Source organism: Sphaerisporangium viridialbum (assembly GCF_049674955.1).
Lineage (GTDB): Bacteria > Actinomycetota > Actinomycetes > Streptosporangiales > Streptosporangiaceae > Sphaerisporangium > Sphaerisporangium viridialbum.
In genome coordinates this window covers 2,456,043-2,471,647 of the sequence record NZ_CP187232.1, presented here as the reverse complement: position 1 = coordinate 2,471,647, position 15,605 = coordinate 2,456,043, and the positions used below count along the sequence as shown (strand labels likewise).

Below are 15,605 nucleotides of genomic sequence, written 5' to 3'. Positions count from 1 at the left end.
GCCTGAGCTCGCGGGAGCGCGTCAGACGACCTCGCCCGAACCGTCCGGGGCGACCAGGTGCGCCACCAGGTGGTCGACGACGTCGGCGGCCCGCCCGCGCCGGTCGTGGGCGGCGCGCTGGCGTGCCGCCCCGGTGCCGGCGACGCGGAGCCGCCGCAGCCGCCGCGTCACCATGTCGAGGTCGCCGGCCTCCTCCAGGGCGGGACGGATGTGCCGAAGCAGCCCCGAGAGCAGGTCACCGGCCGGCCGCAGCTCGCCGGCCACCGGGTCGACGCCGTGCCCGTCCAGGCCGTCGCGGGCCGCCCGCCAGTACGCCACCCGCAGCCGCTCGGCCGACACGGGCGTACCCGGATCGCCGCGCTCGACCCGCTCCAGCGACACCACCACCAGGGCGCGCACGACGGCCGCGAGCAGCGCGGACTCCTCGGCGGTGGCGGGCACGTCGGTCACCCGGACCTCCAGCGTGGGCAGCCGCGCCGACGGCCGTACGTCCCAGAAGATCGTCCCGGGATCCACCAGGGCCCCCGAGTCGGTGAGCACGCCGACCAGCTCGTCGTACTCGCTCAGCGAGCCGAAGTACGGCGGCGGCCCCGCCACCGGCCACTTGCCCCAGCACAGCGTGCGCCAGCTCGCGTATCCGGTGTCGCGACCGGCCCAGTACGGCGAGTTGGCCATCATCGCGATCAGCACCGGCAGCCACGGGCGCAGGTGGTTGCTCACCAGCACGGCCCGCTCCCGGTCCGGCAGGTGCACGTGGACGTGGCCGGCGCAGATGCTCTGCTCGTCGTGCAGCCCGCGGTAGTTGGCGATGCCGACCCCGTAACGGGGATGGTCGGTGATCGGCGGCGGGACCACGTCGCCCAGCACGGGAGTGCCTGAGGCGACCACGGCGAGCCCTTCCGCGCGGGCCGCGGCGGCCACCACCGACCGCATCCGCCGAAGCTGGCCCTCCAGCTCCGAGACGTCGGCGCACGGCGTCGTCTTGGCCTCCACCTGGAAGCGGGTGATCTCGGTGCAGACCTGGTCGCCCAGCTCCGCCTCCGCGCGCCGCACGATCGAGGCCGCCCTCGGCGCGACCTCCCGCGTGGCCGGGTTCACGACCAGGTACTCCTCTTCCACCCCCATCAGCGGGCAGACCGCATCGAAAGGTAGCGGCTGTGCTTCGTCCACGATCGCCGTCATCCCGACTCCCACCTTGGAAAGATCGCCCCTTGTCAGCGTCCGCGTCATGGACGACACTTGGCGGCCCGCTTCTCAACCACGCCACGTTACCCAGGCGCATCCGCGATTCGCAGGCGTGAAACGGCATTTCACCCGGAAGAGCATCCTGGAAGAAGCCCAACTACCGGATATTCCACCATGAGTGCCCGATTCGTAATAAGCGGTGCATAAGCTCCACGATCATGCGCCGTCTCCTCCCGCTGCTGCTGGTCTGCGCCTTCACGGCCGCGTGCACGACGGAGCCCCAGCCCGACCCGATCCCCATGGCGGTGCCACAGTGGTCCGCGACGCCGCTGGTCTCGCCGTCGACCTCACCGTCGCCGTCGCCGTCGAGGTCCGCCTCGAAGACGCTGCCGCTGCCGTACGACCGCACCGCCGCGGTGAAGAGCCGGCTCTACACCGCGCCGCGGGCGAAGGCGAGCTGCCGGATCCCCGCCATCAGGGCCGGCGACTGGGCGTCCATGAAGCGCTACCTCGGGGCGGTCTCGTCCTGCCTCGACCGGATCTGGGCGCGCGAGTTCGAGCGCACGCGCATCTACTTCACCCCGCCCAAGCGCAAGTTCGTGCGCCACCGCGTGAAGGATCGCGACTGCGGGCTCATGCCCTCCAAGGGGGCCGGCGGCACGTACTGCGACGAGACCAGGACGTACTACGTCCTCGTCGAGCGCGCCGAGCTCCAGCCGAGCGGCGCGTCCTGGGTGGCGGAGGTGACCGCCCACGAGTACGGCCACCACCTCCAGAACATGACGAACATCAGCGACTACATGTGGGACGAGGTGATCGGAACCAAGTCGAAGGGCAAGAAGGACCTCCTGAGCAGGCGGCTCGAACTCCAGGCCGAGTGCTTCGCGGGTGTCGCGATCAAGGCGATGGGCGATGAGATGCCCGCCTGGTGGGAGTTCCGCTCCTGGTACTACGGGACGCTCCCGGCGAGCTGGGTACGCGACCACGGCCGGCTCTCGACCCAGCTCAAATGGCTCGAACGAGGCTACAGGTCCGCCAATCCCCGCACCTGCAACACCTGGACGGCCCACCCACAAGCCGTCACCTGACCCGCCACCGCTACATCAGCGGGCATTGACCCTTTCCCCGTCCGGCCGCCCCCGCCTCATCGTCCGCGCCGCTGACGGGCGGCCTCCAGTCAGGAGAGCTCTTTCCCGACGCTGTTCACACCGGGGAGCTCACCGACTGCGCGCCTGACGCGGTCGACGGCCTCGGGAGCGTCGAGGACCAGATGAAAGGACTCCGAGATGTACGCGAGGGGCTTTGTGGTGTCCGACGACTTGGCGAACGTCGTCCAGTAGGCGTCCTTCGTGGCGTGCCCACGATCCTCCAGGTAGATCGCCCCGACACCGTCCAGGGCGCGAAGGACCCGGTAGACGGCGGCCTTCTCGGCCGCGCCGGCCGCGCCGCGCCCGACGCACCGCGAGTCCCTCTCCTGAGGGTCCTGCGGGCAGAGCCGGATGACCACATCGGTCTTGCCGGCCCAGAAGCTCGTCCCGCCCATGTAGACGCCCGAGACTCCGGGCAGCGCCTCCACCTTCCGCTGGAAGTCGCCCGTCGCGGTCAGGTCCACCACGAACGATTCCGGCATATCGGATTCGCGGATCCCAGTGGGGAGCGGGGCGCTCAGGCCCGGGTCCTCCTTGAAGTCTTTGAGCGCCTCCGCACGCGACCGGAACCGCACGGCGGACACCTCGGGCAGGCCCCGGAGGGTGCGTTCGACCGTCAGGCGCTGCGCGGCCGTGATCGCACGCTCGCCGCAGTTGTCCTGCACGCTGTCACTCCCGCACAGAAACACCGACGCTTCCCCCGTCGTCGGCCACGGGACGTCGGGCGGCGGCAAAGGCTCGGCCGGTGGGCGGCGGAGGACCCACACCCCAGCGCCGAGCCCGGCAAGCAGGATCACCACGACCGCCACGATGGCCAGCACCGCCGGCCGCTTCCAGCGCGCACCGGGATTCTCTGGGCCTTCTTCGAGGGGCATGCGCACGACTGTGTCCGGCGAACGGCGCCAAGGTCAACTCACCCAAGGCCGGCGCACGGCCAAGCCAGCCGCCGCGGTCACACAGCCATGCATCATTGCAGGTCCGCAGGTGTTTCCATGGAAGCGAGACGACCCGCGGGCCGTCCTCGGCGACGGCCTCGAACAGCACGCCGGCGTTCTCGGCGAGCGGGCCTTGAGGCGGCACGGATATGTGAACGGACACCGGCGGATCTGATTCAACGAGATAACCGATGTCCTTCGATCCGTACCCACTCCCGGCCCGCCGAACTAAACGCAACGCTACAGATCAATGCGAGCCGGCACACCCGAATTTCCGGCGGGTCAGATTGGTCCAGCGAAATACCACCGCCTCCGCTCCGAGCCATGCGATCGCGCGGCTCCGCGACAGCGCCAGGCCCACCCGGTGAGGCTTGCACGAGGGCGTTGTCACTCGGCTGGTCATTCAGGCCTCCAACCTGGGGTGCCCATCGGATACCTTAAGATCAACAGAACGCATGTAAGGGTGGGCGGATGGACATGGAACAGGTATCGCCGGGGATCGACCCGACGGTTCCGAGCGTTGCCCGGATCTACGACTATCTTCTCGGCGGCAAGGACAACTTCGCCTCCGACCGGGCGGCGGCCGAGAAGATCTCCGAGCTGACGCCCAATGTCAGGGAAGGCGTCCGCTCCAACCGGCGGTTCCTCAGCCGCGCCGTCCGCTTCATGGCCGAGACGGGAATCCGCCAGTTCCTCGACATCGGGGCGGGCCTGCCCACCCAGGAGAACGTCCACCAGGTGGCGCTGCGCGTCGCCCCCGAATCCCGGATCGTCTACATCGACAACGATCCCATCGTGCTCACCCACGGGCGTGCCCTGCTCGCGGACAACCGGCAGACCATCGTGCTGGACGGCGACCTGAGGCAGCCCGAGGCCGTCCTCGACGATCCGCGCGTCAGCGCGCACATCGACTTCGACCGGCCGGTCGGCCTGCTCCTGCTCGCCGTACTCCACTTCATCCCCGAGGACGACGTCGCCGAGCGGATCGTCAAGACGCTGGGCGACCGGCTCGCCCCCGGAAGCGCGATGGCGATCAGCCACCTGTCCTTCGGCGACCTCGAGGAGGACAAGATCCGCGCCGGCCGTGAGCTCTACACCCGGACCTCCGCAGGCTCGGCGACCCCCCGGTCACGCGCGCAGATCCAGCGTTTCTTCGACGACTTCGAGCTCGTCGAGCCCGGCCTGGTGTCCACCGACGACTGGCGTCCGGAGGCGGACGAGCCCAGCCTTCCCGCGCTCCCCGGCGTCGACGGTTTCAGCGGAGTCGGCCTCATCCGCTGACCTCCATCGGTGCCCCGGGATCTCCGCATCTGACGGGGGCGTAGCCGCTCGCGAAAATCCACGACCGTCTGAGGTCACCTTCGTCTCCCGTGGTCGGTGGCCTCGTACAGAGCGGGCGAGACGGTCACCGTCGCCGAGGGTAGCCTCCGGTCAGCGCGGCCCTGGGGCGGGTGTCGCTGATCCATGCGGAGACCCACGAGTTCGTGGGACAAGGGGTGACGGTGGCGTTCGGGCCGACCAGCGTCTACACCGGTTGGAACATCCAATGCGCCGATCCCAAGGATTGGCTGCTAATGCGGTACGGCCCGGACTTCTCGGCGGCCGACTTCTCCCTTGCGGCCCGGCGCACTATCCGGCGGCACCGCCAGGTCGGCAGCGTTGGCAAGTCGGCCCGCTCACAGAGCGGTGGTTTCAGCGGGCCAGAGCTTGCCGGCGGTGTGCGGTCTGGTGTGTCGTCATGTGGGCGAGTACTTCCAGGGGGCTGGTCAGTAGTTTGGAGAAGGCGAGTTCGGCGGCGCCGATCAGGGTGGCGTCGTCGCCGAGGGCCGAGGTACGGAGCTGGACCTTCTCCCGTGAGATCACCAGCACGTTGGCCTCCACCCGGCTGTGGACCTGGGCCGCCGAGCCCGGGTAGACCTCACGGAGCATCCCACCGAAGATCACCATGCCCGGGTTGAAGAGGTTGATGAGGTTCGCCACCCCGATGCCGAGCCAGTCGCCGATGCGGCGCAGCGCATCCCTGGCCACCGCGTCGCCGCGGTCGGCGGCGGCCACGACGGCCCGTACGCCCTCGCGACCGGCCGGCTCGACGGAGGACCGGCCCGCGGCGTCGAGCAGGGCCTGCTCGCCGACCTCGGCCTCCAGGCAGCCTCGCGAGCCGCACCCGCACGGCCGCCCGTTGTACGGGTTCACCATCATGTGCCCGACCTCGCAGCCGTACCCGCCGTCGCCGTCCAGCAGCTTGCCGCCGACGATGATCCCGCCGCCCACGCCGACATCCCCGTGCAGGTAGATGAGGTTCTGAAAGCCGATGCCGACCCCGCGTTCATGCTCGGCGAGCGCGCCCAGGTGGGCCTCGTTCCCTACCAGGACCGGCAGCCCGAGCCCCAGCCTGACGCCGAGCTCGGCACCGAAGGCCTGGTCCACCCAGCCCATGTTCGGCCCGAAACGCACCATGCCGTCACCGGGCCTGATCATGCCGCAGTACGCCGCGCCGACTCCGGCGCACACCGAGTCCGTACGCGCATTGCGGTGCATCTCGCGGGCGAACCCGGCGAGCACCCCCACCACGTCGTCGAGGTCGACCCCGGCGCGCGGGCGGACCGCCTCCCTGCGGTCCAAGATCACTCCGCCCAGACCGACCCTGGCGGCGACCAGCCGGTCCACGCGGATGTCGAAGGCCAGTACGTACACCCGGTCGGTCTCCGGCCGGACCACCAGCGACGGCCGGCCCGCCTTGCCGGTCTCCTTGGGGAGCTCCTCGCGGACCAGGCCCGCGGAGGTGAGCTCAGCGGTGAGCGCTCTGATCGTGCTGCGGTTCAGACCCATCCGGTCGGCCAGCGCCGCACGGGAGACCGCGCCGCCCAGGTGCACGTGCCGGAGCAGAGTGCCGAGATTGTGCTGGCGAATCTCTTCCTGGGACGGACCGGCTTTCAGCATCGTGGGGATCCTGACGACTCGGGGTTGTCATCGTTGCCCGCCACAACGGCACGCCAGAGCGTCCACGCCGACCGCGACAACACGACAGATCCTGTCACAACGCGACAATACCAACCGGTAGCTGCGGCAGTATCTCGTCAAAGACGCCATAGTCCCGAACAATTGTGAACATCAACGAGCCGTCGAAATCGGTAGGCGGCCTCCAGCCCGTCCAGCATTCCCGTGGAAGCCGGTAGGTACTCACCCGACCTCACGGCCCTTGGTCAGGTGGTGAACCCGGCGTCACTTGCCGGCCGTGCCGTCCGAGCCCTCGACCGCGTCCAGCCTGCGCCGCAGGTGCGCCCTTTCCGGTTCCGTGCCGACCAGGTCGAGCGCCTCCCGGTAGGCCGCCGCGGCCTCCGGGAGCCGTCCGAGCCGGCGCAGCAGTTCCGCCCGGGCCGCCGGGTAGGGGTGGTGACCGCGGAGCCGCGGCTCGCCGGCCAGTTCGTCGAGCAGCGCCAGGCCCGCCTCCGGCCCGTCCCGCATCGCCATCGCCGCCGCCCGGTTCAGCGCGACGACCGGGGATGGCGCGATGGCGAGCAGCACGTCGTAGAGCGCGACGATCTGCGGCCAGTCGGTGGACGCGACGTCCGCGGCCTCGTCGTGCAGAGCGGCGATCGCGGCCTGAACCCCGTACAGGCCGGGCGGGCCGCCGGTCAGCGCGACGAGCACCAGGTCGCCCCCCTCCTCGATCATCGTGCGGTCCCAGCGGCCGCGGTCCTGGTCATCGAGCAGCACGAGCTCGCCATCCGCACCGGTACGGGCGTCGCGTCGCGCGTGGGTCAGCAGCATCAGCGCGAGCAGCCCGGCGACCTCCCGCTCGGCGGGCAGCAACCGGCGCAGGATCCGTGCCAGCCGGATGGCCTCCTCGGCGAGGTCGAGGCGCTGCAGGTCCGGGCCCGAGCTGGCCGCGTACCCCTCGGTGAAGATTGAATAGATGACCTGGAGCACTCCCGGCAGGCGCTCCGGCAGCTCGTCGGCACCCGGTACGCGGAACGGGATGCGAGCCTCGCGGATCTTCTTCTTCGCCCGTACGATGCGCTGGGCCATCGTCGCGGACGGGACGAGGAACGCCCGCGCCACCTCCGGCGTCGTCAGGCCGGCAAGGCAACGCAGGGTCAGTGCCGTGCGATCGTCGGCGGGAAGAGCCGGGTGGGCGCACGTGAAGAACAGTTGCAGCCGCTCGTCGGGCAGATCGCTGTTCGCGTCCGCGGGTGGGGCCGGGGCGGCCCGGTCCGCCTCCACCTGCAGGATGGCGAGCCGGGCGGCGTACGCCTGGTCCCGCCGCAGCCGGTCGACGGCCTTGCGCCGCGCCGTCGTCAGCAGCCAGGCCCCCGGCCTGGCCGGAACGCCCTCGACCGGCCAGTGCACCAGCGCCGCCTCGATGGCCTCGGAGGCGACCTCCTCGGCCAGGTCGAGGTCGCCGAAGCGGCGGACGAGGGAGGCGAGCAGCCGGCCACGCTCCTCACGGAACATCGACTCCACGGACGAGTCCACGGAGGACCCGGCGTGCGTCCCCGCACCGGCGGCCCGCTCGTCCATCGCCTCAGACCTCGAACTGGGCGGCCCAGTCGTTCATCGCTCTCAGACGTCGAACTCGGCGATCGGCCGCACCACGACCGAGCCGCCGCCGCGCGCTCCGGGGCAACGGGCTGCCCAGTCGAGCGCGACGTCGAGGTCCGGCACGTCGATGACGTAGAAGCCGCCGAGGATCTCGCGGGTCTCGGCGAACGGCCCGTCCGTGACGGTCCGATCACCCGCCGGGCCGACCCGGACCGTCGTGGCGGTGGTGAGGTCCGCCAGCGAGTCTCCGGCGACCCAGATGCCCGCTTCCTTCACCGACTTGTCGTAGGTCACCCAGTCCTCGAAGCTGCCCGCGGCTGCCGCGTCGTTCGTCGCGGCACTGTAGATCAGCATCATGTATTTCATGGTCAGACTCCTGTGTGTTCTGTTGTCTTCGGGCGACGGGTCGCCGTACAAGATGACGACGAATGGGACCCGGCCGTATCGACACGCCCCCGAAGATTTCTCCACGACGCCGCCGGCGACCCGTCGAACCATCGCCGACTCCGCGTAGCCCCCGGGCGACCGCTTGCCGATCGGTCCCGCCCGGCACACACCGTGGCACCCGCTGGTCAGACGCGATGGGTCCGAGCATATGCGCCGCCCGCCACCAGGTCTTCCGCCGCCGGATCACGAGGCCGATGGCGGCGGTACCGGACTGTCCCCCGGCCCGCAGCCGCGCCGATCGAGCCCGACGGGTGACGACTGACGGCGACCCGCTAAGCGCCGGACGGCTCAGTCCAGCGCATAGGCGATCTCCGTGAGGTGCCGGCCGTAGTCGGACTGCCGCATTCCGGCGCCGAGCCGATAGCAGGCCTCGGCGTCGATGAAGCCCATCCGCAGGGCTATCTCCTCCAGGCAGGCCACCCGCTCGCCCTGGCGTTTCTCGATGGCCTGCACGTACTGGCTGGCGGCCAGCAGGGAATCGTGGGTGCCGCAGTCGAGCCAGGTGTAGCCACGACTCAGCCGGGTCAGTCCCGCGCGGCCCTGCTTGAGGTATTCGAGGTTGACGTCGGTGATCTCCAGTTCGCCGCGGGGCGAGGGGGCGAGATCTCGGGCGATGTCGACAACTTCATTGTCGTAGAAGTACAGGCCCGTGATGGCGTTGTTGGAGCGCGGGCGCAGCGGCTTCTCCTCGATGGAGACCAGGTTGCCCTTGGAGTCGACCTCGCCGATTCCGTAGCGCTCCGGGTCGGACACGGGGTAGCCGAACATGATGCAGCCGTCGAGCGACTCCCGGGAGCGGCGCAGCAACTCCGGGAACCCGGCACCGTGGAAGAGGTTGTCGCCGAGGATCAGCGCCGAGCTGTCGCCGCCGATGTGGTCGGCGCCGATCAGGAAGGCCTCGGCGATGCCGCGCGGCTCGTTCTGCACCGCGTAGGACAGGTCCAGGCCGAGCTTGGAGCCGTCGCCGAGCAGGCTCTGCATGACCGGGATGGCGGAGGGAGTGGAAATGATCAATATCTCCCGGATCCCGGCCAGCATCAGCACGGAGAGCGGGTAGTAGACCATCGGCTTGTTGTAGATGGCAAGCAGTTGCTTGGACGTCGCCAAAGTCAGCGGGAACAGCCGTGTACCGTTGCCGCCAGCGAGAACGATTCCCTTCATCATCCGGTCCGTTCTTCGATTCGTAGGTCAGTGGTCGGTTCGTCCGGACGAACCTTCGGCACGGGACGGCCCGACCGGTGATCGACCCGGCGGCAGGCGCAAGACACGCACGGCCCGGCGCAAGGCGCACGCGGCCCGGCGCAAGGTGCACGCGGCCCGGCGCAAGATGCACGCGGCCCGGCGCAAGGCGTGCGCGGCCCGGCGCAAGGCGTGCGCGGCCCGGACGGTCGTGGGTGACGCCCGCCGGCGGCTCGGCGGCGGTCACGGACGACTCGGCCACTTCGGCTGGACCGCGGCATCGGGATCACGAGTGCCGGCGGCCGCGTTCCGGCGTACCGAACAGGCGGCAACGAGCCGAGCCCCTGTCCGGGCACGGCTCCACTCACCCGCATGGCGCGCCCGTCGAGGCCTCGGCCTCGCCCGGTGCCGGCAAGACCGCCTTGCGCGCCTACCAACACGACCGCTTCATATGCTTTGGTCCGGCTATCGCCGATCAGAGCGACTCCTCGCCTAGAGTACGTCGAAGTATTCGCCGATCCACAGACCGAGACCGGCGTCGACGGACTTCAGCGTGGAGGCGGTGTAGTTCTTCAGCGGAATGCACCGGAAATCGAAGCTGACCCTGGTGTGGCCCGTCTCGTTGACGACATTCCCGTGGCTCCAGTTGACCGCGTCGAAGACCAGGGCCTGCCCGGGGTTCAACGTCACCGGCTCGTACTTCGCGGAACCCAGTTCGTCCTCGATCCAGACCGAGTTAGAACCCCAGGCCGGGGTGAAGGGGACCCAGAAGTTGATCTCGCCGTCGCCGTGGTTGTAGTCGCCGTCGGTGTGGAACTCGCCGACCGCGACGTTTCCCGGGAGGTGGATCCGGAAGGTCGGAACGCGCTGGAAGCAGAACTCGTCGGTCTTCAGGACATCGGGAACAATGGATGCGATGAATTCCCGGTAAAGGGTTCGGATGCTCGGCTCAAACGCGTCATAGAACTTGGCGTGAAAGTCGGTGGCCTGGTCGGTCTCCACCGTCAGCACGTCGATGGGCACGTCGGCACGGAGCTTTGCCAGGTCGTCGACGTCGTAGATCCCACTCAAGATCGAAACGAAGTCAAATTTCGTCGAGTCATAGTCATGAACAGCGGGGTGCATTGCGAGGCCCTTCCTCTCAGACTCAATGTTGCGTACGCACCGGGGCAGCCTGTGCCATTAGCGGAACCTGTCGAGTTGTTCGTTGATCTGCTGAATCAATCGGGTCTGTCGATCCACACGGTGGTGCGTAGGTCTGGTGCGGGGAGTTCGGCGCCGTAGGCCGGCTGCCGAGATCAAGGACGCGACGTGCGGTACTCGGCCGTCAGCCTCTCCAGGGCCGGCACGAGATCGCTCGGGCTCGGCATCGCTCTCACCTCGGTGCGCACCTGAGCGGCGTTCGCCGCGAACGACGGGTCCTCCAGGACCAGCTTGAGGCTGTCCCGCAGCCCGTCGGCGGTCAGCCTGTCGGCATTGGCCGCGTACACCCCGGCGCCGCGGCCCTCCAGGCCGTTCGCCATGGCCACCGGACCCCACCAGTTCTCGACCTTGTAGCCGTTGGGCACGATGATCTGCGGGACGCCGTGTTCGAGCGCCGACGCGAAGCTCCCGGCCCCGCCGCTGTGGACGATCGCCGAACACGTGGGCAGCAGCGCGTTCAGCGGGACGAAGTCGACGGCACGGACATTGTCCGGCAGGGCCGTCACCGACTCGAGCTGCTGGGCATTGAGGGTGGCGATCACCTCGACGTCGAGGTCGGCCATCGCGTCGAGAAGATCACGGGCCGAGGCCGCGACACCGACGACGTTGGCGTCTCGGTGCGAGAGGCCCATCGTCACGCAGATGCGCCTGCGGGTCGGCTGCTCGTACACCCACCTCGGTGTCGGGGAGGGACCGTTGAACGGCACATTGCGCATCGGGAGGTAGTGCACGCCCTCCGGCCGCCAGATCCACGGCGGCATGGGAGAGATGGTCCAGTCCCCCGAGACCGTCGACTCGTCGAACTCGAAGCCGAACCGCTCCATGGTCGGCTGCAGCCAGTCCCGCAGCGGGTCACCGGCGGAGTCCGGCTGGGCCAGGCAGGCCGAACGCAGTTGCACCGCCCTGTCGACGCCGAACAGCATCCGGGCGTGCGCCGCGCCGACGGCCTTGGCCGCCACCGCGCCGGGGAAGGCGGTCGGGTCCGTGATCACCAGGTCGGGACGCCAGCTACGAGCGAAGTCGACCAGGTCGTCGACCGTGGAGTCCGGGAAGAACACCGCGTGCACGCCCCCGGCGAAATCCGCGAGTTCGACGTACGGATCGCCCCACCCGAAATCGGTCTGTACCGACTTTCCGGTGGCCTGGCCCCTGCTGTCGACGGGCTCCGCCGACTCCTCGACCGGCCCCGCCTGCGCCATCTTCTCTTCGAGCAGAAGCATCTCGCCGACCGATACGCCGGGCAGTCCGGTGTTCGCGATGTCGTCGGCCATGTCCGGCGGGCCGGCGACGCACACCTCATGCCCTGCGGCACGGAGCGCCCACGCCAGCGGCACCTGCACGAACAGGTGTGACTTGAAGGGGTTGGTTACGAAGAGAATCCGCATCGGAGTCCTTCCACCTAGATGATGAGCGGTAGAGGCTGTGCCCGGTGACGCGCCCTGACGGCGGCCGGCCGGCGGGGCCCCTGGACGAACTCCCGAGACGCGGGGCGCACTGCGGACGGTCGTCGCGTCGGTGGGTGGTTTCCGGCCGGCTTTCGTACCGTCTGGGTGCCGTTTAATCGAGTCGACGCTCGGCACCCAGTATGGCGTCGGGCGCCGTCGCGGCGCGTCTTCTGGATTGCGGTGCCCGGCCATCGCGGGAATGCCGCGCGTCCAGCGGAAATGAATCGCCGGGAATACGGAGGTACGGCCGGCGTCATCGCGCCGAGGGCCGGTGGCTGAACAGGCATAGGCGTTAAGTCAGCACACCAGAAGATGCATGGCGATACCCGATCTCAAAGACTTCTGAGATGAGCTCGGAAAGTCGTCGTACGTTTCTGCAACTCGGTCTCGGTATCGGAGCAGCGGTCATGTCCAATACATTCACCTCTGGATCCGTCGGCCACGCGGACGGCACCGGCACCCGCGGCCGCGCGGTCGACTGGGATTCGCTGCGCCGCCATCTGCGCGGTGACCTGATCCTGCCGTCGGATCCTCGTTACGCGCACGCACGGGAGCTGGCGATCGGCCAGTTCGACGCGATCAATCCGCGGGCCGTCGCCTACTGCACGACCGAGCAGGACGTGCAGGCCGTCATCGCCTTCGCGCAGGACAAGTCGCTGCACACCGTCCCTCGCAGTGGCGGGCACAGTTTCGGCGGGTACTCGACCACGGAGGGCGTGGTCCTGGACGTCTCCCGGCTGAACCACGTACGGATCAAGGGGCCGAACGTCGTCGTCGGCGCGGGCGCCCAGCAGGTCGACGTCCTCAACACGCTGACACCGCACGGGCTGGTGCTGGCGGGCGGCACCTGCCCCACCGTGTGCGTCGGTGGCTTCGTCCAGGGCGGTGGCGTCGGGTGGCAGACCCGCAAGTTCGGGCTGGCGAGCGATCGGATGGTCGGGGCCACCGTCGTACTGGCGAACGGGCACGTCGTGCGCGCCTCGGCCGAGGAGCACCCTGACCTGTTCTGGGCGCTGCGCGGCAACGGCGGCGGCAACTACGGTGTCGTCACCAGTTACGAGCTCAAGCCGGTGCACGTCAGCACCATGGTGAACTACATGGTGGCCTGGCCGTGGGAGGCCGCCAAGCAGCTCATCGAGCAGTGGCAGCCGTGGGCGATCGGGTCGCCCGACGACCTCGCCGCTTACCTGATCGCGATGAACCCGGACGCGGGGACGGGCCCGCCGCAGCTGTTCATCTACGGCGCCTGGTACCGCGGCGTGGAGGAGCTCGACCGTCACCTCGACACGCTGGTGGGAATGGTGGGCGTGAGCCCCGTCCACCGGATGGTCGCGGAGAAGCCGGTGTACGACGCCATCATGGAGTTCTACGGCTGCGGGGAGCTGTCGACCGACCAGTGCCACCGCGTCGGGTACTCCCCCGAGGCGCAGATGCCCCGTGACAACTTCTACCGCACCCGCAACCGCATGTTCGGCGGGCCGGTGCCCACGCCGAACGTCGACCGGCTGCTGGAGACGTTCACCGAGTCTGGACGCACCGGGCAGTTCCGCATGCTCTACTTCGAGACCTTGGGCGGCGCGGCCAACGGGCCGGCCAGGACGGACACCGCGTACGTCCACAGGACCACCAAGATGCTCACCGGTTACACCGTGTCGCTGACCAACCCGGACTACACCGCCGAGGACGCGGCGGCCTGCGAGGAATGGCTCGCCGACGGCTTCCGGGTGCTCGACCGTGATTCGCTGCGCGAGAGCTACCAGAACTACATGGACCCGGCGCTGCCGGACTGGCGCCAGGCCTACTACGCGGAGAACTATCCCCGGCTGGTCCAGATCAAGCGCAAGTACGACCCGCACCGGTTCTTCCACTTCGCCCAGAGCATCGGCTGATCGGCGGTCCTGCGGACCGTCGCCCCGGTCGTTGAACGAATCAGCGGTGACCTCGAACTCCGAGGTCACCGCTGAGTCAACTAGAAGGGGCCTGCCGTACGCGCCCCGGTACAGGCGGATACGGCAACGCCGCCGCCGGCTCGATGACCGGACGGCGGCGCACTGCCTCGACTGCGCGGATCAGAGCGCGACCGCCCGGGTGGTGATGGCGGCGAGCAGCGTGCGGGCCTGGACGTTGACGTAGTGGCCGTGCCGCACCAGGGAGGTGAGCTGCGGCGTGGTGACCCACCGGAAGCCACGCGGCGGCGTGGTCGGCGCGGTGTGCTCGCCGGCCTCCACGACGAGGTACCGGTTGACGGCGTTGAGGAACCGGCCGCCCTCTTCGGCGTGCACGGCGTCATAGAGGATGTCCGCGGGCCCGGCCCGCATCACGAGGTCCAGGTACGCGGGGCGCCGCTCGGGTGGCAGATCCGTGTAGTACTCGGGAGTGCACTGGACCGTCGGCCCGAGCTCGACCGTGTCGAGGAAGCCGCCCTCGATACGGGCATGGGCCAGCAGGTGCGGCACCCCGCCGAAGCGGCGCATCACGAACGCCGTCAGGCCCGGGCGCACCGGTTCGAACAGGGGCTGCGTCCAGCCGGCGACCTCGCGGTTCGACGCGCCGACCGCCATGGCGACCACCTTGAAGTAGCGCCCATGGACATGGTGGATCGAGTACTCGTCGCGTCCCCAGTCGGAGACCTGGGCGAGCGGCATGCGGCGGGAGGTGAGCCGATACCGGGACCGCTGCGCGTTGAACCAGGACAGCAGGTCCGTGTCCGAGTGCCAGGCGCCGCTCTCCGCGTCGGCGGCCGGGATGCAGGCGATGACCGTGCGCGAGTCCATGTTGACCACGTTGTCGCGCTTGAGCAGCTCGCCGATCTGGCCGAGCGTGAGCCAGCAGAAGTCCTCGGCGAGAGGGACGTCCTCGTCCACCTCGATGACCATGTTGCGGTTCCGCTTTTGCAGGAACCACGAGCCGTGCTCGGACTGCAGGACGTCGGCGAGCACCCGCCCGCGTCCGGGCTCGAGGAAGTACTCCAGGTAGCGGACGGCGGCGCCCTTGTGCACGCGGGAGTAGTTGCTGTGCGTCGCCTGGACGGTCGGTGACAGCTGGAGCAGGCCGGGATTGCCCGGCTCCATCTTCGCCTGCATCAGCAGGTGCAGGACGCCGTCGATCTCCCGGCACAGGATGCCGAGGATGCCAACCTCGGGCTGGACGATGATGGGTTGCTGCCAGGAGGCGATCGGCGGAGCGCCGGGTTCGCCGACCGTCACATCCAGTCCGTCGACGCTGAAGAACCGCCCGCTGTGGTGCCGGAGATCGCCGGTGTGCGGGTCGAATGACCAGCCTTCCAGGTCCGCGAGGGGGATTCGCTCCACTATGAAGGGATGTGCCCGGGCGCGGTCCCTGAGCCAGGCGTCGAAGTCCGCGGTCCGCATCTGGGCGCCGGCGTCACGGACCGCGATCGAACGCGCCAACCGGCCGGGAAGGGCCAGGTCCTCGCGCGCTGCCAGCAGCGTCTGTACCGTCATCTACGGCACCACCTCTCGGTGAAGACGGGTGTCCAAGGGCACCCGGAGCGGGGTCCC

At 69.3% G+C, this 15,605-nt stretch carries 12 protein-coding genes; 3 read left to right on the top strand and 9 right to left on the bottom strand.

The window, feature by feature from the left end:
- Nucleotides 1-21: 21 nt before the first annotated feature.
- Entirely contained in the window at nt 22-1,182 is a 1,161-nt protein-coding gene (locus tag ACOZ38_RS10960; protein ID WP_405146008.1) for a carboxylate-amine ligase, read from the bottom strand.
- Between the two features lie 221 nt (nt 1,183-1,403).
- Between ACOZ38_RS10960 and ACOZ38_RS10955 the strand changes: the two genes are divergently transcribed.
- The gene (locus tag ACOZ38_RS10955; RefSeq protein ID WP_424530094.1) at nt 1,404-2,273 is read left to right on the top strand and encodes a neutral zinc metallopeptidase; all 870 of its coding nucleotides are present in this window, start codon (nt 1,404-1,406) and stop codon (nt 2,271-2,273) included.
- An 89-nt stretch (nt 2,274-2,362) separates the two neighbouring features.
- Here ACOZ38_RS10955 and ACOZ38_RS10950 read toward each other — a convergent pair whose 3' ends face one another.
- Nucleotides 2,363-3,208, bottom strand: a complete 846-nt coding sequence (locus tag ACOZ38_RS10950; RefSeq protein ID WP_424530092.1) for a permease-like cell division protein FtsX — start codon at nt 3,206-3,208, stop codon at nt 2,363-2,365.
- A 537-nt stretch (nt 3,209-3,745) separates the two neighbouring features.
- Between ACOZ38_RS10950 and ACOZ38_RS10945 the strand changes: the two genes are divergently transcribed.
- Nucleotides 3,746-4,549 carry an SAM-dependent methyltransferase gene (locus tag ACOZ38_RS10945; protein WP_424530090.1) on the top strand — a complete coding sequence of 268 codons (804 nt, stop codon included), beginning with the start codon at nt 3,746-3,748 and terminating at the stop codon, nt 4,547-4,549.
- Between the two features lie 411 nt (nt 4,550-4,960).
- Here ACOZ38_RS10945 and ACOZ38_RS10940 read toward each other — a convergent pair whose 3' ends face one another.
- The 6 genes from ACOZ38_RS10940 to ACOZ38_RS10915 all read right to left on the bottom strand — a co-directional run bounded on the left by ACOZ38_RS10940 (nt 4,961) and on the right by ACOZ38_RS10915 (nt 12,024).
- Nucleotides 4,961-6,208 (bottom strand): ROK family protein, encoded by a 1,248-nt coding sequence (locus ACOZ38_RS10940; protein WP_424530089.1) that lies wholly within the window; start codon nt 6,206-6,208, stop codon nt 4,961-4,963.
- Nucleotides 6,209-6,490: 282 nt separating this feature from the next.
- Nucleotides 6,491-7,789, bottom strand: a complete 1,299-nt coding sequence (locus ACOZ38_RS10935; protein WP_424530087.1) for an RNA polymerase sigma factor — start codon at nt 7,787-7,789, stop codon at nt 6,491-6,493.
- A 42-nt stretch (nt 7,790-7,831) separates the two neighbouring features.
- A complete protein-coding gene (locus ACOZ38_RS10930) occupies nt 7,832-8,176 on the bottom strand; it encodes a YciI family protein (protein ID WP_424530086.1) in 345 nt (114 codons plus the stop codon).
- Nucleotides 8,177-8,545: 369 nt separating this feature from the next.
- On the bottom strand, nt 8,546-9,418 hold the full coding sequence (gene rfbA / locus ACOZ38_RS10925) for a glucose-1-phosphate thymidylyltransferase RfbA (RefSeq protein ID WP_424536985.1): 873 nt from the start codon (nt 9,416-9,418) through the stop codon (nt 8,546-8,548).
- Between the two features lie 510 nt (nt 9,419-9,928).
- Nucleotides 9,929-10,561: a hypothetical protein gene (locus ACOZ38_RS10920; RefSeq protein WP_424530084.1), complete on the bottom strand. Its 633-nt coding sequence runs from the start codon at nt 10,559-10,561 to the stop codon at nt 9,929-9,931.
- A gap of 173 nt (nt 10,562-10,734) precedes the next feature.
- On the bottom strand, nt 10,735-12,024 hold the full coding sequence (locus ACOZ38_RS10915; protein ID WP_424530083.1) for an activator-dependent family glycosyltransferase: 1,290 nt from the start codon (nt 12,022-12,024) through the stop codon (nt 10,735-10,737).
- Between the two features lie 467 nt (nt 12,025-12,491).
- On the opposite strand from ACOZ38_RS10915, the gene ACOZ38_RS10910 reads away from it, so the two are divergent.
- Nucleotides 12,492-13,973, top strand: coding sequence for an FAD-binding oxidoreductase (locus tag ACOZ38_RS10910; RefSeq protein ID WP_424530081.1), 1,482 nt, complete (start codon nt 12,492-12,494; stop codon nt 13,971-13,973).
- A gap of 180 nt (nt 13,974-14,153) precedes the next feature.
- Here the strand turns inward: ACOZ38_RS10910 and ACOZ38_RS10905 are convergent, their stop codons facing one another.
- On the bottom strand, nt 14,154-15,548 hold the full coding sequence (locus tag ACOZ38_RS10905; RefSeq protein ID WP_405145975.1) for an NDP-hexose 2,3-dehydratase family protein: 1,395 nt from the start codon (nt 15,546-15,548) through the stop codon (nt 14,154-14,156).
- Nucleotides 15,549-15,605: the final 57 nt, after the last annotated feature.